This window comes from Nocardia uniformis NBRC 13702 (assembly GCF_001613345.1).
Classification (GTDB): Bacteria; Actinomycetota; Actinomycetes; order Mycobacteriales; family Mycobacteriaceae; genus Nocardia; species Nocardia uniformis.
Genome location: NZ_BDCE01000061.1, coordinates 54,345 through 75,782, shown reverse-complemented (window position 1 = coordinate 75,782; position 21,438 = coordinate 54,345). Strand labels below are relative to the sequence as shown.

Annotated in this window: 17 protein-coding genes and 1 tRNA gene; 14 read left to right on the top strand and 4 right to left on the bottom strand. The window is 64.9% G+C overall.

The annotated features are described in order from the left end of the window. Window positions 1-773: 773 nt before the first annotated feature. Window positions 774-2,594 (top strand): recombinase family protein, encoded by a 1,821-nt coding sequence (locus NU1_RS40550; protein WP_245720252.1) that lies wholly within the window; start codon window positions 774-776, stop codon window positions 2,592-2,594. Here the strand turns inward: NU1_RS40550 and NU1_RS22315 are convergent. Then, a tRNA-Arg gene (locus NU1_RS22315) sits at window positions 2,563-2,636 on the bottom strand. The two genes, NU1_RS40550 and NU1_RS22315, sit on opposite strands and share 32 nt — an antisense overlap. 204 nt (window positions 2,637-2,840) lie before the next feature. On the opposite strand from NU1_RS22315, the gene NU1_RS22310 reads away from it, so the two are divergent. The 8 genes from NU1_RS22310 to NU1_RS41660 all read left to right on the top strand — a co-directional run bounded on the left by NU1_RS22310 (window position 2,841) and on the right by NU1_RS41660 (window position 15,436). After that, a complete protein-coding gene (locus NU1_RS22310) occupies window positions 2,841-4,883 on the top strand; it encodes a bifunctional copper resistance protein CopD/cytochrome c oxidase assembly protein (protein WP_067523760.1) in 2,043 nt (680 codons plus the stop codon). A 20-nt stretch (window positions 4,884-4,903) separates the two neighbouring features. Continuing rightward, entirely contained in the window at window positions 4,904-5,863 is a 960-nt protein-coding gene (locus NU1_RS22305; RefSeq protein WP_067523801.1) for a threonine/serine dehydratase, read from the top strand. A gap of 109 nt (window positions 5,864-5,972) precedes the next feature. After that, window positions 5,973-6,494, top strand: coding sequence for a single-stranded DNA-binding protein (locus tag NU1_RS22300; RefSeq protein ID WP_067523759.1), 522 nt, complete (start codon window positions 5,973-5,975; stop codon window positions 6,492-6,494). A gap of 184 nt (window positions 6,495-6,678) precedes the next feature. Then, a complete protein-coding gene (gene ettA / locus NU1_RS22295) occupies window positions 6,679-8,355 on the top strand; it encodes an energy-dependent translational throttle protein EttA (RefSeq protein WP_067523758.1) in 1,677 nt (558 codons plus the stop codon). Window positions 8,356-9,047: 692 nt separating this feature from the next. Then, complete coding sequence (locus tag NU1_RS22290) at window positions 9,048-13,949, top strand: NAD-glutamate dehydrogenase (RefSeq protein ID WP_067523800.1); 4,902 nt, start codon at window positions 9,048-9,050, stop codon at window positions 13,947-13,949. Next, on the top strand, window positions 13,946-14,413 hold the full coding sequence (locus NU1_RS22285; protein WP_281221262.1) for an acyl-CoA thioesterase: 468 nt from the start codon (window positions 13,946-13,948) through the stop codon (window positions 14,411-14,413). Before NU1_RS22290 ends, NU1_RS22285 begins: the two co-directional genes overlap by 4 nt. A 16-nt stretch (window positions 14,414-14,429) precedes the next feature. Further along, complete coding sequence (locus tag NU1_RS22280) at window positions 14,430-15,104, top strand: DUF8185 domain-containing protein (RefSeq protein WP_067523757.1); 675 nt, start codon at window positions 14,430-14,432, stop codon at window positions 15,102-15,104. Between the two features lie 188 nt (window positions 15,105-15,292). Further along, entirely contained in the window at window positions 15,293-15,436 is a 144-nt protein-coding gene (locus NU1_RS41660; RefSeq protein ID WP_157552812.1) for a hypothetical protein, read from the top strand. A 12-nt stretch (window positions 15,437-15,448) separates the two neighbouring features. Here NU1_RS41660 and NU1_RS22275 read toward each other — a convergent pair whose 3' ends face one another. Next, the gene (locus tag NU1_RS22275) at window positions 15,449-15,766 is read right to left on the bottom strand and encodes an AzlD domain-containing protein (protein WP_067523756.1); all 318 of its coding nucleotides are present in this window, start codon (window positions 15,764-15,766) and stop codon (window positions 15,449-15,451) included. After that, window positions 15,763-16,614, bottom strand: coding sequence for an AzlC family ABC transporter permease (locus NU1_RS22270; protein ID WP_084521702.1), 852 nt, complete (start codon window positions 16,612-16,614; stop codon window positions 15,763-15,765). The genes NU1_RS22275 and NU1_RS22270 overlap by 4 nt, the downstream gene beginning before the upstream one ends. Window positions 16,615-16,690: 76 nt before the next feature. On the opposite strand from NU1_RS22270, the gene NU1_RS22265 reads away from it, so the two are divergent. After that, window positions 16,691-17,263, top strand: coding sequence for a helix-turn-helix domain-containing protein (locus NU1_RS22265; protein WP_067523755.1), 573 nt, complete (start codon window positions 16,691-16,693; stop codon window positions 17,261-17,263). A gap of 231 nt (window positions 17,264-17,494) precedes the next feature. On the opposite strand, the gene NU1_RS22260 is transcribed toward NU1_RS22265, so the two are convergent. Next, window positions 17,495-18,190, bottom strand: coding sequence for an HNH endonuclease (locus NU1_RS22260; protein ID WP_170264325.1), 696 nt, complete (start codon window positions 18,188-18,190; stop codon window positions 17,495-17,497). 234 nt (window positions 18,191-18,424) lie between these two features. Between NU1_RS22260 and NU1_RS22255 the strand changes: the two genes are divergently transcribed. The 4 genes from NU1_RS22255 to NU1_RS22240 all read left to right on the top strand — a co-directional run bounded on the left by NU1_RS22255 (window position 18,425) and on the right by NU1_RS22240 (window position 21,378). Beyond that, complete coding sequence (locus tag NU1_RS22255; RefSeq protein WP_067523797.1) at window positions 18,425-18,838, top strand: globin; 414 nt, start codon at window positions 18,425-18,427, stop codon at window positions 18,836-18,838. Between the two features lie 92 nt (window positions 18,839-18,930). Next, window positions 18,931-20,568, top strand: coding sequence for a glycoside hydrolase family 13 protein (locus tag NU1_RS22250; RefSeq protein WP_084521712.1), 1,638 nt, complete (start codon window positions 18,931-18,933; stop codon window positions 20,566-20,568). 77 nt (window positions 20,569-20,645) lie between these two features. Next, window positions 20,646-20,924, top strand: coding sequence for an aa3-type cytochrome oxidase subunit CtaJ (gene ctaJ / locus NU1_RS22245; protein ID WP_067523754.1), 279 nt, complete (start codon window positions 20,646-20,648; stop codon window positions 20,922-20,924). Beyond that, the gene (locus NU1_RS22240) at window positions 20,911-21,378 is read left to right on the top strand and encodes a DUF5130 domain-containing protein (RefSeq protein ID WP_067523753.1); all 468 of its coding nucleotides are present in this window, start codon (window positions 20,911-20,913) and stop codon (window positions 21,376-21,378) included. Before ctaJ ends, NU1_RS22240 begins: the two co-directional genes overlap by 14 nt. Window positions 21,379-21,438: the final 60 nt, after the last annotated feature.

Below are 21,438 nucleotides of genomic sequence, written 5' to 3'. Positions count from 1 at the left end.
CGCTCCCGACAAGGGTCCCACGACTGGCAACGCGGTGGCCCCTCGATGATGGCAATCGCCCATTCGAGGCGTGCATGCTCCGGCATGGTCCTGCGAGTACCTCAATCGACCATGCGTTTGAAACGGGTCTAACACTGCTCAGCAGTGACCGCGCGCAGTGAGATTTTCGGGGACTTTCGCGGATTTTCGGGGTGGCAGGCGACAGTACTGGGTGCACGCAACTCCGTAGATCGGAAGGACGGCCCGTATGTTCGGCACGCGGCATTCGTTCTTGAGCTTGCCCAGTAGCGGGCCCATCCCTCGGGGATCGAGCAGGAATCCGATCTTCTCAGCGGATAGTAATTGCGACCTTTCCACTGTCGTACCGCAGGTCGTGACATGCGGCGGCTACAGCAATGAACGCTTCATGGCGGACTTGACGATTCCGCGTGTGATGAGGGTCGATGGTGCCGCGTCCGGATTGTCGTCGGCTGATCTGACGGGAACGCGGTCGTGACGCGCCGGTCCGCCACCAGCGGTGAGGGAGAAGACCCAGCTGGCGAGCGGATCCGCGCTTCACGGTCGCGCGGTTTTCGAGTAGCCCAGCCACCTCCAGACGCTGAGTTCGAAATCGAGGTCGTTGACGGAGCCGAAGGGCAAGCGCTTGCCGAGGTGCAAGCCAGGGTGTTGTGGGAGGTAACAAGATGGCAGCTGTACCGGAACCGCTGCGAGGGTGGTCAAGAGCGAACAGCGTAGGGGGCGAGGACAGTTCCCTCGACGAGCCGGCGAGTGTGATGCATCGTGTTGCGTTCATCGGCCGGACTTCTACTGCGGATCTGCAGGACCCGACGCTGTCGATCCCTCGCCAGTACTCCTCGTGCGAAGTGGCGCTGCCCGACGATGCCATCCTGGTTGCCAGCTTCTACGATATCGAGTCGGGCCGAAAGGATCTCGCCGTTCGTGGGTACAGCGACGCCCATGAGCAGTTTGCTATCCCCGTGTTTCGTGACGGTGGTATCCAAGACTTGCTTGTCGAAGCCGAACGATCGGGTCGGCGGTTCGATTACGTCATCTGTGAATCTATCGAACGTATCTCCCGCCGCACCCATACCGGCACCAATATCGAGCATCGGCTCGAACGGGTCGGAGTTCGTCTGCTGGCCGCCGATGAACCGTTCACGCTGACCAGTGCCAGCCACCACCGCAAGCAGAAGGTTGCCACCCAGGTGCTGACCCGCCGCGTCAAGCAAGGCGTGGCTGAGTTCTACGTGCTGGAGATGCTGGAGAAATCCTGGGACGGGTTCGCGGTTCACACCGAGGCCGGTTTCAACGTGGGCAAGGCGTGCTACGGGTATCAAGCGAAGCTGGTTCAGCATCCGGTGCCTGCCAAGAGGGCCAAGGGGCAGAAGAAGACTCGGCTGGAGCCTGACATCGTTCGGGTCCCGGTGGTGCAGACGATCTTTCGCTGGAGATGTGGTGAGCGGTTGTCTTATCAGGAGATCGCCGATCGGCTCAACACTGATCTGGTGAGTAACCCTGCGCCGGTTCCGGTGAATCCGGAATCCGCAGTGGGGCACTGGACTTGGTCGAGCGTGCGCGGAATTCTGACCAATCCGAAGTATACCGGTCATATGGTGTGGAACCGCCGTGGTCGCAAGTCGAACCAGAACAGGGTCAATCCAGTGTCGGAGTGGGTGTGGTCGCCGCAGCCGGTTCATGAAGCGATCATCGACATTGAGATGTTTCTCGCAGCCCAGGAGATCGCGGCCGAAACTGAGCGATCGCGAAGTGCACCAGGGCTGAACCCCCATCCCCAGACCAAGCGGTCCTACTTCTTCCGTTCCTATCTGCGGTGTGACCACTGCGGACGCCGCATGTTCGGCAAAACTCGCAAGGTGGCGGCCTACTACGTTTGTGCCCCGAAGAAGGACTACACGCTACCGGGCCACCCGACTGGGGGATCGTTTTTCGTGCGTGAAGCGGACCTGCTCCGTCATCTGAATACGTTCCTGAACAGCCACGTGTTCGGGCAGTACCGGAGGTCGCTGCTCGAAGACAACAGCGCCGAGGCGAACGCCAAGCAGGAACGTGAGCGCCGAACCTCGACCCTGCGTAAGGGAATCGTCGAGGCCGGGGCCAAGATGAAGCGGCTTGTACGCAGTCTCGAGCTCGTCGATGAACCGGACCGGGAATTCATCGCGGACGTCAATGAGCGACGCGCCGAACTCCGCAAGGAACAGGCCAAGATGCAGGCCGAGCTCGAGGAGTTGGAGGCCGCGGAGGTATCCGCGCTGAATCCTGAGCTGATTGAACTTCTGCCGATTGGGTATATATGTGCGGAGGAGATGCCCGACTCGCTGGCCCGAACGTTGTTCGACGCACTTCGTCTGGAGGTCCGCTACAGCAAATCCCGCCACCGGGTGACCTACCGGGTAACCCTCGTAGCTGACACCGTCGCCGCTGCAAAACGTGCCGCTGCCGAAGCGTTGGTAGCTGGAGAAGCGCACAACGGCGCAGCCGGGCGCGGCGGTCCCGCTCTGTCGCTTGTGACAGAGCGGGATCATCGTGGTCCCATCTGTAGCGTGCCCCCGGCAGGAATCGAACCTGCGACCTAGGGATTAGAAGGCCCTTGCTCTATCCAACTGAGCTACGGAGGCAGTCGGGTTGGTGCACGGCTGTGCGCCACCAAACACCTTGACCCATATCTATCACGGTGTCCAGCGCGTTAACTATAGCGACCGTCCAGGTCCGTATGCGTCGCTGTGGGGCAACTGCACGGCGAGTCGTTGGCGGTTGTGCGGACCGGAGGACGGTAAACCCCCTCGGAGTCCGGACCGGCGCTCCGAACTACCCTGACAGGTATGTCGTCACCGCAGGACCCGCCCGCAGCCGCCGACGTCCAGGCCAACCGGGCGGGTTCGGGGTCGACCTTTGCCATTGTCGCCGCGGTTGCGGGGGCTGTTGCCGCCATGGTGGGGGCGATTGTGGTCGGGCTGTCGGCGGCGCAGGCGTTGACATTGCTCGGGATTCCGGATCCGGGGCCGGTTACGACGTACGGGTTGCCCGCGGTGCGGGCGGTCGCCGATCTGGCGGCGGCGCTCACCATGGGGTCGCTGTTGTTCGCGGCGTTCCTGGTGCCGCCGCAGAAGGATGGGCTGCTCGACGTCGGCGGGTACCGGGCAGTGCGGCGCGCGGGTACTTCGGCGCTGGTGTGGGCGGGTGCGGCGGCACTGCTGGTTCCGCTCACGCTGTCGGATACGACGGGACAGCCGTTGGGGGATTCGCTGCGGCCGGAACAGGTGTGGCGGGCGGCCGATACGGTTGATGTGGCCGGTTCGTGGCGGCTCACCGTGTTTTTGGCGCTGGCGCTCGCCGTGGGTTGCCGGGTGGCACTGCGGTGGGGATGGACGCCGGTGCTGCTGGGGTGGTCGATCGTATGTCTGATGCCGGTGGCGCTGACCGGGCATTCCTCATCCGGCGGGTCGCATGACATCGCCACCAATAGCCTCATTCTGCATTTGCTGGCCACGGGGTTCTGGGTCGGCGGGCTGTTCGCGGTGCTCGCCTACGCACTGCGCGGCGGCAAATGGACCGGCCTCGCCACTCGGCGGTTCTCCCTGATCGCCACCGTCGCCTTCGCGGTGATCGCGATCAGCGGTGTGCTCAACGCCTGGGTGCGCATTCCGGAATGGTCGGAGTTGTTCGACACCACCTACGGACAGTTGGTGCTGGCCAAGACCGCCGCGCTCATCGTGCTCGGCGTCATCGGATATATGCAGCGTCGCGCCGCGATTCCCGCATTGGAAGCCGACCCCTCCGATCGCCGGGCGCTGATTCGGTTCGCCGGTGTCGAGGCGCTGATCTTCTCCGCCACCGTCGGGCTGGCGGTCGGCCTCGGCCGTACCCCGCCCCCGGAACTGCGCACAGTTCCCTCCCCGGCCGAGGTCGAACTCGGCTACAACCTGCCCGGTGCGCCCACCGCCGCGCGACTGTTCTTCGACTGGCGGTTCGACCTCATCTACGGCACTCTCGCGATCGTGCTCGCCGTCCTCTATATACGGGGGGTGCTGCGGTTGCGGGCCCGCGGCGATGCGTGGCCGATCGGGCGCACCATCGCATGGCTGTCCGGTTGCGCGGTGCTGTTGATCGCCACCAGTTCCGGTATCGGCCGATACGCGCCCGCCATGTTCAGCGTGCATATGGGCCAGCACATGTTGTTGTCGATGCTCGCGCCGATTCTTTTCGCACTCGGTGGGCCGGTGCTGCTGTCGCTGCGCGCACTGCCGCCCGCGGGTCGCGACAATCCGCCCGGACCGCGCGAATGGATTCTCGCGGCCGTGCACAATCCGGTCTCGCGCTTCATGACCCAGCCCGTAGTGGCGTCGGTGTTCTTCGTGGTCGGCTTCTACGCGCTGTACATGGGCGGGCTGTTCGACAGTTTCGTCGATTCGCACGGCGCGCACCTGCTGATGAATCTGCACTTCCTGCTCAGCGGCTATCTCTTCTACTGGGTGGTCATCGGCATCGATCCGAAACCGCGCCAGGTGGAACCGCTCACGAAGGTGGGCATGATCTTCGGCTCGCTCCCGTTCCACGCCTTCTTCGGTGTGGCGCTCATGAGTATGCAGACGGTGCTGGGCGGCTGGTTCTACCGCAGTCTCGGCCTCGGCTGGAACGACAACCTGCACGATGACCAGCGCACCGGCGGCAGCCTGGCCTGGGCCACCGGCGAAATCCCCCTGGTCGTGGTGATGTTGGCGCTGCTCATCCAGTGGTCGCGCAGCGATGAGAAGTTGGCGACCCGGCTCGATCGTGCCGCCGAGCGCGACGACGACGCGGAACTGGCCCGGCACAACGCCATGTTCGCGGAGCTGGCGAAGCGCGATCGGGAGGTACGTAAGTGAGCGAGCGGGTCACGGTACCGATGGGAGGGGAGTCGGGTCGGGTGCGAAAGATCAACCGGCTCTACCGATCCGATGTGCGGCGGGCCCGGCGACGGCTGCGCGGGCAGATTCGGGTCACCCCGGTGTTCCACACCGAGATCCAGGGACCGCGCGGACCGGTGCCGGTCACGCTGAAACTCGAATATTTGCAGCACGGCGGCACCTTCAAGGTGCGTGGCAGCCTCAATGCCCTGCTGGACGCGCGGCCCGGGACCGACAGCGTGGTGCTGGCCTCGGGCGGCAATGCCGGAATCGCCGCCGCGCTGGCCAGCTCGCTGCGTGGGTTGTCGTGCACCGTCGTGGTGCCGGAATCCGCACCGCACACCAAGGTCGCGGCCATGTGGTCGCACGGAGCCGAAGTGCTGTGGCACGGAACGACTTACGCCGAGGCGCACCGATTCGCGAGTGACCTCGCCCGCGAACGTGGAGCGATGCAGCTGCACGCCTACGATCAGCCCGCCATCGTCTCCGGGGCAGGTGTTGTGGGCCTGGAGATCGAAGAACAGGTGCGTGGGCGGCCGCCGGTATTGGTTGCCGTCGGCGGCGGGGGACTGGTGGCCGGAATCGCGGTGGCTCTGGGGCCGCGCGGCCGGGTGATCGGCGTCGAACCACAGGGCGCGCCCACGTTGCACGCCGCGCTCGCGGCCGGGGAACCGGTGCATGTGGACGTGTCGAGTGTGGCTTCGGATGCATTGGGCGCCAGCCGGATCGGCTCCATCGCCATGGAGGTGGCGCAGCGCTACGGGGTGCGGTCGCTGCTGGTCACCGACGATGCGATCGTGATGGCGCGGGAGTATCTGTGGCGGGAATTCCGGATTGTGGTGGAGGCGGCCGGGGCTGCCGCGCTGGCGGCTGTTCAGAGCGGCGTGTACGTGCCCGCCCCGGGGGAGCGGCCGGTCATCGTGCTGTGCGGCGCGAACACCGATGTGGCCACCTTGTAATTCACATGCGCTGAAGTTGTCCACACTCGCCGAAGACGGTCTGTCGCCGGGTTGTTTCGTCGATCAAGCTGGAAGCAGATCACACCGACGAAACAGCCAGGGGGACAACATGTACGAGGTCAATACCGCGGTGATCGGCACGGTCGTCACGAATCCGGTGCGGCGGGAACTCCCCAGTGGGGATGCGGTGGTCAGCTTTCGAATGGCCAGCAACCCCCGCCGCTTCGATTCCCACCGCGGCGAATGGGTGGACAGCAACACCATGTATCTGACGGTCAGTTGCTGGCGCCGACTGGTGGAGGGCGTCGATGCCTCACTGCACCGCGGCGACCCGGTCATCGCCTACGGCACACTGAGCTCACACGAATACCGGACCCGCGCCGGAGTGGAGCGCACCGATATCGATATGCGCGCCGTCGCAGTCGGCCCGGACCTTGCCCGCTGCACGGCGCTGGTGCAGCGCAAGCATTTCGGCCGCGTCGACACCGAACCAGCCCGATCCGACGATGTCACCGAACATCGGGAAGCAGTCGCCTCGGCTATCGCCTTCGTGGGCGAAACATCTCACATCGATAGTGGTGACCAGGCGATTTCGCATGGCGAAGACAGCGAGGACCGGCGCGCTGGATAGGCTGTAGCTATGCGGGCACCGGGCACGGACCAAGCAGTGACGACCTGATCAGCCCGAGTTGATCTCGCCGGGGTCGGTCTCGACAATGGAACCGATTCCGGCTGCGAACGGAAACCAATCGATGACCTCTACCGTTGGACGGTGGGGCGAAATCACCCACCTGACTACCGATAGGCTTGTCTATATGGCTGAGTTCATTTACCAAATGACGAAGGTTCGCAAGGCACATGGCGACAAGGTCGTGCTCGACAATGTGACCTTGAACTTCCTTCCCGGTGCCAAGATCGGTGTCGTCGGCCCGAACGGTGCCGGTAAGTCGAGCGTGCTGAAGATCATGGCGGGACTGGACCAGCCGAACAACGGTGACGCCTGGCTGGCTCCCGGTGCGAGCGTGGGCATCCTCATGCAGGAGCCGGCGCTCAATGAGGACAAGACCGTTCGCGGCAATGTCGAGGAGGGCCTCGGTGAGATCAAGGTGAAGCTGGATCGCTTCAACGAGATCGCCGAACTCATGGCCACCGATTACTCCGACGAGCTCATGGAAGAGATGGGCAAGCTCCAGGAGGAACTCGACCACGCCGATGCCTGGGATATCGATTCCCAGCTCGAACAGGCGATGGACGCATTGCGTTGCCCGCCGCCCGAGGAGCCGGTCACCAACCTTTCCGGTGGTGAGCGTCGCCGTGTCGCCCTCTGCAAGCTGCTGCTGAGCCAGCCCGATCTGCTGCTGCTCGATGAGCCCACCAACCACTTGGACGCCGAGTCCGTGCTGTGGCTGGAGCAGTACCTGGCCAAGTACCCGGGCGCCGTTCTGGCCGTCACTCACGATCGGTACTTCCTCGACAATGTCGCGGAGTGGATCCTCGAGCTGGATCGCGGCCGCACCTTCCCCTACGAGGGCAACTACTCCACCTACCTGGAGAAGAAGGCCGAACGCCTCGAGGTGCAGGGCAAGAAGGACCAAAAGCTGCAGAAGCGCCTCAAGGACGAGCTGGCGTGGGTCCGCTCCGGCGCCAAGGCACGCCAGGCCAAGAACAAGGCGCGTCTGGGTCGCTACGAGGAAATGGCCGCCGAGGCCGACAAGATGCGCAAGTTGGACTTCGAGGAGATCCAGATCCCGGCCGGTCCGCGCCTGGGCAATGTGGTCGTCGAGGTCGAGCACCTGGATAAGGGCTTCGGCGACCGGCAGCTGATCAAGGATCTGTCGTTCACCCTGCCGCGCAACGGCATTGTCGGTGTTATCGGCCCGAACGGTGTGGGTAAGTCGACGCTGTTCAAGACCATTGTGGGCCTGGAGTCGCCGGATAGCGGCAATGTCCGGGTCGGCGAGACCGTCAAGCTGAGCTACGTCGACCAGAACCGTGCCGGCATCGACCCGAAGAAGAACGTCTGGCAGGTGGTTTCCGAGGGCCTGGACTTCATCCAGGTCGGAAACCAGGAAATGCCTTCGCGCGCTTACGTTTCCGCATTCGGCTTCAAGGGCCCGGATCAGCAGAAGCCCGCGGGCGTGCTGTCCGGCGGTGAGCGCAACCGGCTGAACCTGGCGCTCACCCTCAAGCTGGGCGGCAATCTGATCCTGCTCGATGAGCCCACCAACGACCTGGACGTGGAGACCCTCGGCTCGCTGGAGAACGCGCTCGAGCAGTTCCCCGGCTGCGCCGTGGTCATCTCCCACGATCGCTGGTTCCTGGACCGCACCTGCACCCACATCCTGGCGTGGGAGGGCAATGACGACAACGAAGCGGCCTGGTTCTGGTTCGAGGGCAACTTCGAGGCGTACGAGGCCAACAAGATCGAGCGCATGGGCCAGGAGGCGGCGCGTCCGCACCGCGTCACCCACCGCAAGCTGACTCGCGGATAGCTGTATCGATTGCCTCGCGGCCATCGGGGCCGCGAGGCGGCATGCGGACCCCATGTTCGTATGTGTCACATTGCAAGTGGCGTACTTGTCAGGTGGGTGCGATTGGCGCGCTCGGTCGTCAATCGCCTGACCGCGTGGGGCGATCGCGGCCGCCGTCCGCGGCGGGAGGCGGGTGCGCGCAATGTTCATCTTCCCGATCTGGGAGGCTGCCCGAAGAAGTGTGGATAGCGCGTGTCCGCGCGCGATTTTGCGGCTCGGGCGGTCTTCGCTTCGCCGCGGTGGGGTGCGGACAACTGTCCGCGCTCCCCACTGCGCGGTGAGATCGTGGGCGGGCGGAGGACCGCTGATGTCGGATGATGGGAGGTCATCGGGTGTGGGCGAGGGAATGGTTGCCGGGGGCGCTACGGTTGCCGGTGGCGCTCGGGCGCTTGGTCTGGTAAACCGGCAATCGAAGAGCGAACTCAGCGATTTCGCATACGCACGACTGCGCGAAATCCGTTCAAGTACAAGGTTTGTCGTACGTCACCTGGCGATTCGGTAGCGCGGTAGTTAAGTCCGCACCGCCCGGTTTGTCGGTTCCGTGCGACGCGGCACGGCATTGAGAGGAATTGAGCCCGGCGCATCCCGCGCCCAGCTACTCTCGGGACCGGCGTCACATTGTTACGGAACCGAATCCGAGGGAGATGGCGGGAATGACTGTCTCGTCCGAATTGTCCAGCGCTGCCTGGGCTGCGAGTTTGCCCGCGTCACTGCGCGGCAATCTGGTGACCCTGGAGGAGGCGTATTTCCGACACGTGGACGCTGGTGACGCGGACTGCGCGATACCGGCGACCTCGACCCAGATCTTCCGCAGCCACGTGGAACTGGCGATGCGCCGCCCCCGTGGCAGCGCGAATGTCAAGGTCTACTACCCCGATGACGACTCCGGACTCGACGCGGCCATCCAGATGGTCACCGACGATATGCCGCTGCTGGTGGAATCGGTCACCTCGTCGCTGAGTCGCATGGGCATCAGCGTCAGCGAGGTGGTGCACCCGATCTTCGAGGTCTCCCGGGACAGCGAGGGCCTGCTCACCACCGCGGTCCCGCACGAGGTGGACGGCAATGGTGCCACCGGACTGCGCGAATCCTGGATGCACGTCCAGCTGCACCCCTCGACCAGCCGAGAGCTGCTGGACAAGGTCGAGGTCGCCATTCCGGATGTGCTCGTCGACGTGCGACAGGTCATCGGCGATACCGAGGCCATGCGGGAGGCACAGGAGGGCGTGGCCGCCGGACTCGACGCCGCCGCCTCCAACGGCACCACCCCGTTCGCGCCCACCGATCTGCACGACTGCGCGGATCTGTTGCGCTGGTTGGCAGATGGGCATTTCACCGTCCTCGGTTACGCCCGCTACGAACGCACCACCCTCGACGGGCAGACCAAGTCGGTGGTTCGCGCCGACACCAGCCTCGGCGTGCTGCGACCCAACGTCGGCACCGACTTCCGCGTCCCCGATAACAGCGGCGATCAGCCGCTGCTCATGCTGACCCAGGGCCTGGTGCCCGCCACCGTGCACCGCGCCGTCTACCCCTACTTCGTCGGCGTCGCCGAATTCGACGAGGCGGGCGTGGTCACCGGTGAACACCTGTTCATCGGCGTCTTCACCGTGACCGCCATGCACGAGAACGTGCTCGATATCCCGGTCATCGAACGCCGGGTGCGCGCGGTCATCGAAACCAGCGGCTTCGATCTGGACTCCTTCTCCGGTCAGGAGATGCTCGAGGTCATCCAGTCGTTCCCGCGCACCGAACTGTTCTCCTCCGACACCGACACCCTGCGCCGCACCGCCAGCGCGGTCCTGAATGTCGGCATGCGCCGCCAGGTTCGGCTGTTCATGCGGATGGACGGCTACGGCCGATTCGTGGCCTGCATGGTCTACCTGCCGCGCGACCGCTACACCACCGCGGTGCGTTTGGAAATGCAGGACACCCTGGTGCGCGAACTGGGCGGCGTCTCCATCGACTACTCGGCGCGGGTGTCCGAAAGTGAGCTCGCCAGCGTGTATTTCACGGTGCGCCTGCCCGATCAGGGTTCGGCCGCCGACACCTCCGAGGCGAATCGGCTGCGCATCCAGCACCTGCTGGCCGAGGCCAGTCGTACCTGGGAAGACCATCTCAACGATGAGGTCGCCAATTCCTCGGTACTCGACCCCGCGGTCGTCACGCACTACGCAGAGGCGTTCCCACAAAGCTACAAAGAGGATTTCGGTTCGGTACGGGCGATGGCGGATATCGTTCGGCTGCACCATTTGCGGGACGGAGGTATCGACCAGCACCTGTACCGGCGCTCCAATTCCGAGCCCGGCTCATGGCGTTTCAGCCTCTACATCGGTGGCTGCGGCGTCTCACTGAGCCAGGTGCTGCCGGTCTTGCAGAGCCTGGGCGTGGAGGTGGTGGACGAGCGGCCGTATCAGATCGAACTCGACCGCGGTCCCGAGCGCTGGATCTACGACTTCGGACTGCTGGCTCGGCCCGATCTCATGCGCAGCACAATGGATCGGAATATGGACGCCGAGCTGGTGGAGTCGGCCGACCGCATGGATATCCTGGACAAACAGGTGCGCGGGCTGCGTGAGCGATTCACCGAGGCGTTCGAGGCGATGTGGTACGGCCGCGCCGAGGCGGACGGCCTCAATGAACTGGTGTTGCGCGCCGCCCTGCCGTGGCGGTCGGTATCCATCCTGCGGGCATACGCGAAGTACCTGCAGCAGGCTGGTTTTCCGTACAGCCAGGCGAATATCACCCGCGTCCTGCTGGCCTACCCGGACGTAGCGCAGCTGTTCGTAGATCTGTTCGCGGCCGCCTTCGATCCCGATTCCGCCGATCCGGAACACGTCCGCGATCTGGAGGCCGCGGTACACCGCCGGATCGACGATGTGGTGAGCCTGGACGCCGACCGCATCCTGCGCGCGATTCTCGGCTTGATCCAGGCGACCCTGCGCACCAACTACTACGTCACCGATCTCGAGAACCAGCCGCGCGAGTACCTGTCGTTCAAGGTGGAACCGCGCGAGATCGCCGAATTGCCCAAGCCCCGACCACAATTCGAGATCTTCGTGTACTCGCCGCGGGTCGAGGGCGTGCATCTGCGGTTCGGTCCGGTGGCGCGTGGTGGGTTGCGCTGGTCGGATCGTCTGGAGGACTTCCGCACCGAGATCCTGGGCCTGGTCAAGGCGCAGGCGGTGAAGAACGCGGTCATCGTCCCGGTGGGCGCCAAGGGCGGTTTCGTGGTGAAGCAGCCCCCGGCCGCCACCACCGATCCGGTGGTGGATCGGCAGAACCTGCAGAACGAGGGCGTGGCCTGCTACCGCACCTTCATTTCCGGTCTGCTCGATGTCACCGACAATGTCGATCGGGCCACCGGTGCGGTGATTCCGCCCGACCGGGTGGTGCGCCGTGACGGCGATGACACCTATCTGGTGGTCGCCGCCGATAAGGGCACCGCGACGTTCTCCGATATCGCCAATGATGTGGCCAAGCAGTACGGCTTCTGGCTCGGTGACGCGTTCGCTTCCGGTGGTAGCGCGGGCTATGACCACAAGGCGATGGGTATTACCGCCAAGGGTGCGTGGGAGAGCGTCAAGCGCCACTTCGCGGAGATGGATATCGATACCCAGACACAGGAATTCACTGTTGTCGGTATCGGCGATATGAGCGGTGACGTGTTCGGCAACGGCATGTTGCTGTCGCCGCACATCCGCTTGGTCGCGGCCTTCGACCACCGCCATATATTCCTGGATCCGAATCCGGACCCCGCTACCTCCTACGCGGAGCGGGAGCGGATGTTCGCGTTGCCGCGTTCGTCGTGGCTCGATTACGACCGTTCGCTGATCAGTGAGGGCGGTGGGGTGTGGGATCGGACCGTGAAATCGGTGCCGATCAGTGAACAGGCCCGGGTCGCACTGGGTGTGGCGGCTGGGGTGACGGCGTTGTCGCCGCCGGAGTTGATGCGCGCCATCTTGAAGTCTCCGGTGCAGTTGTTGTGGAACGGCGGTATCGGTACCTACATCAAGGCCAGTACCGAGTCCCATGCCGAGGTGGGTGATAAGTCCAATGACACGTTGCGGGTGAATGGCAACGATTTGCGGGTCAAGGTGATCGGTGAGGGCGGTAACCTCGGTGTGACCGCGCTGGGTCGGATCGAGTTCTGCCGCCACGGCGGCAAGATGAATACCGACGCGCTCGACAATTCGGCGGGTGTGGACTGCTCCGACCACGAGGTCAATATCAAGGTACTGCTCGACGGCCTGGTGAGCAGCGGCGAACTGGCCGAATCCGAACGTAATCCGCTGCTGGCCTCCATGACCGATGAGGTTTCGCGACTGGTATTGCAGGACAACGTCTCTCAGAACTACCTGATGGGCATGTCGCGCGCCGAAGCGCCGCGCATGCTGAATGTGCAAAAGCGCGTCATCCATGAACTCGAGGAGAGGCGCGGGCTGGACCGGGAGCTGGAGGCGCTGCCGTCGGATGTCGAGCTGAAGCAGCGACACGAGCAGGGGATCGGGCTCACCTCGCCGGAACTGTCGAATCTCATGGCGCACGTGAAACTTTCGCTCAAGACCGATCTGCTGGACGGCGAGCTGCCCGATACCGCCTACTTCGCCGCGAGACTGCCGCACTACTTCCCGACAGCGCTGCGCAACCGGTTCGGCGCGGCCATCAAGAAGCATCCACTGCGTCGGGAGATCACCACCACCATGCTGGTGAACGAGGTGGTCGACCTGGGCGGAATCAGCTATGCCCACCGGCTCAATGAGGAGATCGGGGCGACCGCCTCGGATTCGGTGCGCGCCTTTACCGCCGCCACCCAGATCTTCGATCTGCACGCGGTCTGGGAACGCATTCGGGCGGGGGACGTCTCCACCGCGGTCAAGGATGCGCTGGAGTTGGAGACCAAGCGCACCCTCGACCGCGCGTCGCGGTGGCTGTTGAACAATCGCCCGCAGCCCATCGCGGTCGGTGCGGAGATCCATCGTTACGCCTCCTCGGTGCGCACGCTGTCGCCGAAGGTGCCGGGGTGGCTGCGCGGCCATCACATCGACGCCCTCAATGTGCAGTCGCAGGACCTGATCGGTCGCGGTGCGCCGGCGGAGTTGGCGACCGAGGTGCTCGGGCTGCTGAATCTCTTCCCGCTGCTGGATGTGATCGATATCGCCGATATCACCGATCGCGGTGGCGACGAGGTGGGTGCGCTGTACTACGCGCTCAACGATCACCTCAAGATCGATTGGCTGTTGCAGGCGGTCAGCCACCTGGAACGTGGCGATCGCTGGCACGCGCTGGCCCGCCTCGCGCTGCGCGACGATATGTACGGCTCGCTGCGTTCACTGACCCTGGATGTGCTCTCCGCGGGTGACCCGGAGGAGACAGCCGAGGAAAAGATTGCATACTGGGAATCGAAAAATCAGTCACGACTGGGTCGCGCTCGCGCCGCCCTCTCGGAGCTGTTCGAGTCCGGAACCCACGACCTCGCCACGCTGTCGGTCGCGGCGCGGCAGGTGCGCAGCATGGTGAGCGGGGTGGGCGCGCAATCGGAGGTACCGCGTTGACGAGTGTCGGTTCGCTGAATGGAGCGGGGACGGCGGCTGCGACGCTGCCGCCGCGCTTCCACACCAAGGTCGAGGTGCGCTGGTCCGATATGGACGCGTTTCAGCACATCAACCATGCCCGCATGGTGACCTTGCTGGAGGAGGCGCGGATCCCGTGGCTGTTCCTCGACGATCGGCCCACCGTCGCGCTGCGGGCGGGTTGTGTGCTCGCCGACCTGCATGTGCAGTACAAAGGCCAGCTGCGCCACGAGGATTCGCCATTGGACGTCTCCATGTGGGTCTCGCAGCTGCGCGCGGTGGATTTCACCGTCGCCTACGAGGTGCGTCCGGCCGGTGCCGACCCGCTGTCGCGTCCCGCGGTGGTGGCGTCCACCCAGCTCGCCGCCTTCGATATCGACACCCAGCGACTACGCCGCCTCACCACGGGCGAACGCGATTATCTGGCCACGTGGCTGCCCGACTGACGCGAGCGCGACAGCGATGGTAGGCCAACCGACACTTCATATTCCGGATCCGGCCGAGCGGGAGAATCTGGCCACCTTCATCTCTCGCGCGGTGCGGCTGGACCCGGCCGTGGTCATTCGACTGCGCCGTCGTGGGGATCATTACGTATCCGCCTGGGCCGCTACCGGTTTCGAAGCCCTGGCAGTACGCACGGTCGTCGGCGACCTCAGCGTCGATGACGTCACCATCGGTGGCGACACGGTGCTGTCCGGGTTGCACGGTCCGGAATCCGGCAATCCCATCGACCTCGGCTATTCAATGGACTCCGCCTGGCGCACGGCCCTGCCACCCGCCTCGGGATTCGTCCACGTAGACGACGTCCCGGCCCGCATGCTGGTCGAATTGGCCGAGCGCGGGGCCGAGGTGGCCCAGGAGCACGGCAGCAATCACGGCCCGCCCGCGTCGCTGCTGGACCAAACCGTCCTCACCGTCTCCGGTGCGGGTGAAAGCGTCGAGGTCCCCATGCGCGTCGTCTTCGCGCTCGCCGCAATGGATTTCATCCCGCACGGCGGTGATAAGACGGACTCGCGGCGCATTCCTGCCGATGAGATCGTCCGAGTCCGAGCCGCCCGAACGTGGCTGCGACTTGATGCCCGCTACGGCTCGGTGGCCCGCCGTAGGGGACCAGCCTTCCCGCTGACCCCGAACTGAGGGCATGGTCCCGGCCACTGAGGACTACTGAGGATTGACGGCGTGGTCCCGGCCGCCGAGGACTACTGAGGCTGGAATGCGCGGTATCGGCGCAGTCCCGTCATCCCGGACGTGCCGGGATGACGAGGGTGGACGTGCCGGGATGACGAGGGTGGACGTGCCGGGATGACGAGGGCGGATATGCCCGAATGACCAAGGCGGACGTGCCGGAATGGCCAAGTTGGCTGGGCGAGGTCGTGATTTCAATCTCGGTATTCCGTTGTGGGCAGCGCCGGGGGATGGGATCGCTGGCCCACCGTCAGCTGTTGCCGATCTCGGAGTTCTTCCCCTGAACCCTTACCGACTCAGGGCACGCCGAGGAGGCGTAGGAGGGCGGTGACAACCGCGGCGGACAGGATGACGACCAGCAGGGGTGCGCGTCGCCAGGCGAGGACGATGGCGACCAGCACACCGGCGGGGAGGGCGAAGCCCGCGTGACCTTCTCCGGAGGGCATGAGGGTGGTGACCGCCAGGGCGGTGAGCAGCACCACCGAAGCGATCTCGAGCAGTCGCACCACGCGGGGCGAGATATTCATGCGGCGGCGCAGGACCGGGCCCGCGAAGCGGAATGCGTAGGTGCCCAAGGCAAGTGCGAGGGTTCCCGCGAGTAGCGCCTTGGTCATGAGGCGTGGATCCTTCCGGCGGAAGCCTTTCCGGCGAACACTTCGTCGGCGAACATTTCGTTGGCAAACACCTTGTCTGTCAACGATTTGTCTGCCAGTGGATCGTCAGCGGATGCGCTCTCCGACGACGCGGCCTCTGCCGAAACGTCCCCGGCGGATATGCCATCAGCCGACCCATCGTCGCCCGCGCGGCGGACAACGAGGAGGACCGCGGCCAGCGCCAGGAGTACCGGCACCCCCGCCCCGAGGAAGGGCGTCGTCATGGCCGCGACCGCTGCCCCCGCCAGAGCCGCTGTACGCGCGAGAGGTTCGCGCAGCGACGGCAGCACCAGCGTCATGAGTACCGCCGGGAAAACCGCGTCGAGCCCGAATGCGTTGGGGTCCGGCACAACTGAGCCGAGAATCGCGCCGATCGCCGCGCCGAGGGGCCAGGCGATCAATACTCCCAGCCCGCAGAGCCAGTACGCCGCCCGGCGGCGGTCGCGATCGGGTTGGGCCAGCGCCAGCGCGACCGATTCGTCATTCATGACGTGGGTCGCGATCAGTCGACGCCATCCGGAACCGACGACATCGGGGACCGAGAGCCCATAGGGCAGGTGGCGGGCATTGACCAGCAGACCCGCGAGCACGGCCGCGATCAGACTGCCGCCCGCGGTGATAATCCCGATGAAGACGAACTCGGCTCCGCCCGCCACCACGGCGACGCTGAGCAGAATCGGCAGCCAGACCGGCAATCCAGAGGTGACGGCGGTGGCCCCGTAGGAGACGCCGATCATGGCGACTGCCAGGCTGATCGCCGCGATACCGGTAAGCACACCCCGATCCAGTGTTCGCCATATCGAACGCATGTTGTCTATAGTGAACGAAGAAGGGTCGATTCGTCAAAGGACCCGCGAGCCGCACCCGGTACTGTGTGAACCCGTTATGGATCAGCACGACAGCACCGCGCCCGCATCACCACAGGAAGCGATTGCCGCCGCCCTGCGTCGCGAGCGTGCCCGCGCCGGGCTCTCGCTGAGCGAGGTCGCCAAGCGCGCCGGAATCGCCAAATCGACTCTGTCGCAATTGGAATCGGCGTCCGGCAATCCGAGCATCGAAACGCTCTGGGCGCTCTGCGTCGCGCTCGATGTGCCATTCTCTCAGCTGCTCGATCCGCCACGCCCACAGGTGCAGGTGATTCGCGCGGGCGAGGGCGCGGTGCTCGCCTCCGCGCAGGCGGAGTACCGGACGACACTGCTGTCGGCGTCCCCGCCCAACGCCCGCCGCGATGTCTACCGCGTCACCGCTGAACCCGGCCATCCCCGCGAGTCCGATCCGCATATGCGCGGTGTGGTCGAGCACATCATCATGGGTGCGGGTCGCGCGAAAGTCGGGCACGCGGACGCCCCCGTGGAACTGAATCCCGGCGACTACATCTGCTATCCCGGTGATATGCCCCACGTCTTCGAGGCACTCGAGCCCGGCACCTGGGCGCTGCTCATCAGCGAATACAGCTGACGCCCGGCCATCCCACCTCGTATTCCGGCGTGCCGCCCTCGTCATACCGGCGTGCGTTTGGCCGGGATCCACACCTACTTCCGCAGTCCAGCAGCCGCCAGTGGATTCCGGCCACAAACACGCCGGAATGACGGGTTACGCGGACCAGAACCACAAAACCCGTCGGAAAGACGGGTTTTGTGGACCAGAATGCCGGGTTACCGCAGATCTGCGCGGGCCTGCACTCCCGGTTCAGGCGACTTCTTCGCCAAGGTACTGCAACCACGCCGGATCCAAGTCCGACGTGGCCGACAGGAGTCGCCAGTGCGGGCCTTTCGGCGCCACCATTTGATGTCGGATTGTCCAGCCGAGTTCGCTCAGCATCTTGTCGGCCTTGCGGTGGTTGCAGGGGGCGCAGGAGGCGACGCAGTTTTCCCAGGAATGGGCGCCGCCACGACTGCGCGGAATGACGTGGTCGATGGTTTCGGCTTTGCCACCGCAGTAGGCGCAGCGATAGCGGTCGCGATGCATGAGGGCGGCGCGGGTCATCGGCACCCGGGCGCGATACGGGACGCGCACATAGGTGCGCAATCGAATGACCGAGGGAAGGGCGACGGCGGTGCCCGCGGAATGGACGACGGGGCCTTCGGGGTTTTCATGCACCGCATCGGCCTTATCGCAGATCAGTAGCACGATGGCGCGGCGCGCGGAGAGCGCGGTCAGGGGCTCGTAGGTGGCGTTGAGCAGCAGCACCCGGCGTTTGGCCCAGCTGGAACCGGTAATAACGGAATCGGTGGTGCGATGTGCGTGGTCATGACGTGCACCCGGATAGGAATGTTCGGAAATGACATGCAGCGGAGAAGCCCCCGACCCACGATTGTGGACGTCGGCGGGCTGGAGTTGTCGGTGTGTCCGCGCCTCATGCCTGGCGCTTCGCCGCTGCTTCATGATCAACCCCGAATTCGTATTCGCTGGAGTATGTGGTAACTCGGCAGACTGCCACCCAGTTGACCATGGAACGCCGCTGATTGCACGGTGATTTCACACATTGTTGGGCACAACCGGATGAACAATCCATGACGATGTCGAATACCTGGTCAAGCGCGTCCCAGCGCGGTGGTCGAACCATTGGAATCCGACGTCGCGGGGCCGCGAACCCCGCCGTGGCGCGACGCAGGCAGAATGAACACTGTGACTTCCGACGAGCAGACAGCGGCATCCTTCTACGAGGCGGTCGGAGGGGCCGAAACCTTCCAGCGGCTCGTCGCTGCGTTCTATCGCGAGGTGGCCGCGGACGAGGTGTTGCGTCCCCTCTACCCGGAGGAGGATCTGGGTCCGGCCGAGCGTCGGCTGCGCATGTTCCTCGAGCAGTACTGGGGCGGTCCGCGTACCTACGGCGACGAGCGCGGGCATCCGCGGCTGCGGATGCGCCATCACCCGTTCAAGGTGGGGCCGATCGAGCGCGACGCGTGGCTGCGGGCCATGCACATCGCGGTGGCCGAGATCGAGCCGGAGGTGCTAGACGACGTGCACCGCAAGCAGCTGTTGGATTACTTGGAGATGGCCGCGAATTCGCTCATGAACTCGCCCTTCTGAATTCCTGTCGTAAAAAACACTGAAGCTCAGAGCGTTTCCGCGATCTTCGTCAACAACTGATCAGTAGCTGAATCTGATCGAGTGTGGCCGACATGCCCGCACGAGTCGGTTTGCTTTGGCACACTACGGCTGTGGAAGACATTTCAGCCGAGCCCGGCGCCGCGATAGCGCAGGCGCCGTGGTGGCAGTCGGCCGTGTTCTACCAGGTGTATCCGCGTTCCTTCGCGGACTCCAACGGTGACGGCGTAGGCGATTTGGGTGGATTGCGGGAGAAGCTCGGCTATTTGGAGCTGCTCGGGGTGGACGCGCTGTGGATCTGCCCGGTCATGCGCTCACCCATGGCCGACGGTGGTTACGACGTGGCCGATCCGCGCGATATCGATCCGCTGTTCGGTGGTCTGGCAGCGCTGGACGCGGTAATCGAGGAGGCGCACCTGCGGAGCATGCGGGTCACCATGGACCTGGTGCCCAATCACACCAGCGATCAGCACGCGTGGTTCCGGGCGGCGCTGGCCGCCGGGCCGGGGAGCCCGGAGCGGAACCGATACATCTTCCGCGACGGCCGTGGGCCGGATGGTGCTGTGCCACCGAATAATTGGCCGAGTGTCTTCGGCGGTCCGGCATGGACCCGGGTGATCGAAGCCAATGGTCGGCCGGGTCAATGGTTTCTGCATATTTTCGCTCCCGAGCAGCCGGATCTGAACTGGGAGAACCCGGAGGTCGCCGCGGACTTCGAGCAGACCATGCGGTTCTGGCTGGATCGCGGGGTCGACGGTTTTCGTATCGATGTCGCGCACGGCATGGCCAAACCCGAAGGCCTGCCTGATATGTCGAATGTCGACACCCGCATGCTGGTGCACGACGACAGCGATCCGCGCTTCAATAATCCGGCCGTCCACGAGATCCACCGTCGCTTGCGCAAGGTGATGGACGAGTATCCGCACGCGGTATCCATCGGCGAGGTATGGGTGAACGACAACATCCGCTTCGGCGAGTACGTCCGCCCGGACGAACTACATCTGGCCTTCAATTTCCGCCTGGCCGAGACGCCCTTCGCGGCGGACGAGATCCGAGCCGCAGTGGATAATTCCCTCGCCGCGGTGGTCGGGGTCGAGGCGACGCCCACCTGGACACTGTCCAATCACGATATCGAGCGCGAGGTGACGCGCTACGGCGGCGGCGGGCTCGGGCAGGCTCGGGCGCGGGCCATGATGATGTTCGAATTGGCCTTGCCGGGCGCGGTATTCGTCTACAACGGCGCGGAACTGGGTCTGCCGAATGTCGATGATCTACCCGAGGCGGTGCTGCGGGACCCGGCCTGGGAACGTTCCGGTCACACCGTTCGGGGACGCGATGGTTGCCGGGTACCGCTGCCGTGGGAGGACACCGCACCGCCCTTCGGGTTCAGTACCGGTCGGCCGTGGCTACCGTTGCCGCCGCGTTGGGCCGGGTTGACGGTGGAGAGTCAACTGGAGCGGCTCGACTCCATGCTGTCGCTGTATCGAATGGCGATCGAATTACGGGCCGGGCGCCCGGAATTCGCTGGTCCGGGGCTGGAATGGTACGGCAGTCCGCCGGGCTGTCTGGCTTTCCGGCGCGATGGCGGCCTGGTGTGTGTGCTCAATGGCACGGACGCACCGATCACCCTGCCCGCTGGGGAGGTGTTGCTGGCGAGCGCTCCGATTTCTGCCAGAAAACTTCCAGCAAATTCGACTGTATGGCTGGTGTAACCGGTTGCGCGACGACACGTCCGCGTACAGGCTCACCGGTCGGCGGTGACGCTTCGAGCATCGACTACCGTTGATCCGTGAGCATTCTCCAGACAGTGCTGATCTACGTCGGCATCCCGTTGGCGATCTATCTGGTGATCGCTGGTTTGTCGTTCCTCAGCAAGCCGCTTCCCGGCCAGAAGCCGAAGCACTTCGCGCTCGGTGACAAGTGGACCCAGCCGCCGGTGCTGTGGAGCGCGACCGACGAGGTGACCGGCAGTGGTCACCACGATATTGCTGAGGCGCATGGCAACCATGCGGCAATCGAATCCGCCGAGGCGGACCTGATCGGAGGCCGGGCAAGTGGCAAGTTCTAATTGGCCTGCGGTGAACGAGGCCGATCTACCGCACGGCTATGCGGTGACCGTGAGCGGACGCGTCTCCGGCGTGCATGAGGCCGGTGCCGTATTCCAGGAGGTGCCGTTCAGCGATCACGAGCGGCTGCTGATGGATAACGCCCTCACTGATGCGACGCGCAGCACCAAGGTGCGATTCAATATCTTCATCGGTGACCTCGGTGCCGATTCCGCCGCCGGTGCCGACGAGCTCTTCCCGAGCACGCCCGAGGCCGTGCGTTCGGTGCTCATCGCCGTCGACCCGAATACCAACTCCGTCGAGGTGCGCTCCGGGCGCGCTGTCGCCGACCGCGCCAACGACCGGGTCTGCCAGCTGGGCGCCACCGCCGCGCTGAGCTCGTTCCGGCAGGGCGACCTCATCGACGGCCTGGTCTCCGCCATCCGCGTGATGGCCGCCGCTATCGGCCGCGTGTAGTTTCCACCGGCGCCGCGTCCGCCGCGGCGCCGGGAGTACTCGGCGCCCCCTTTCGGGTCC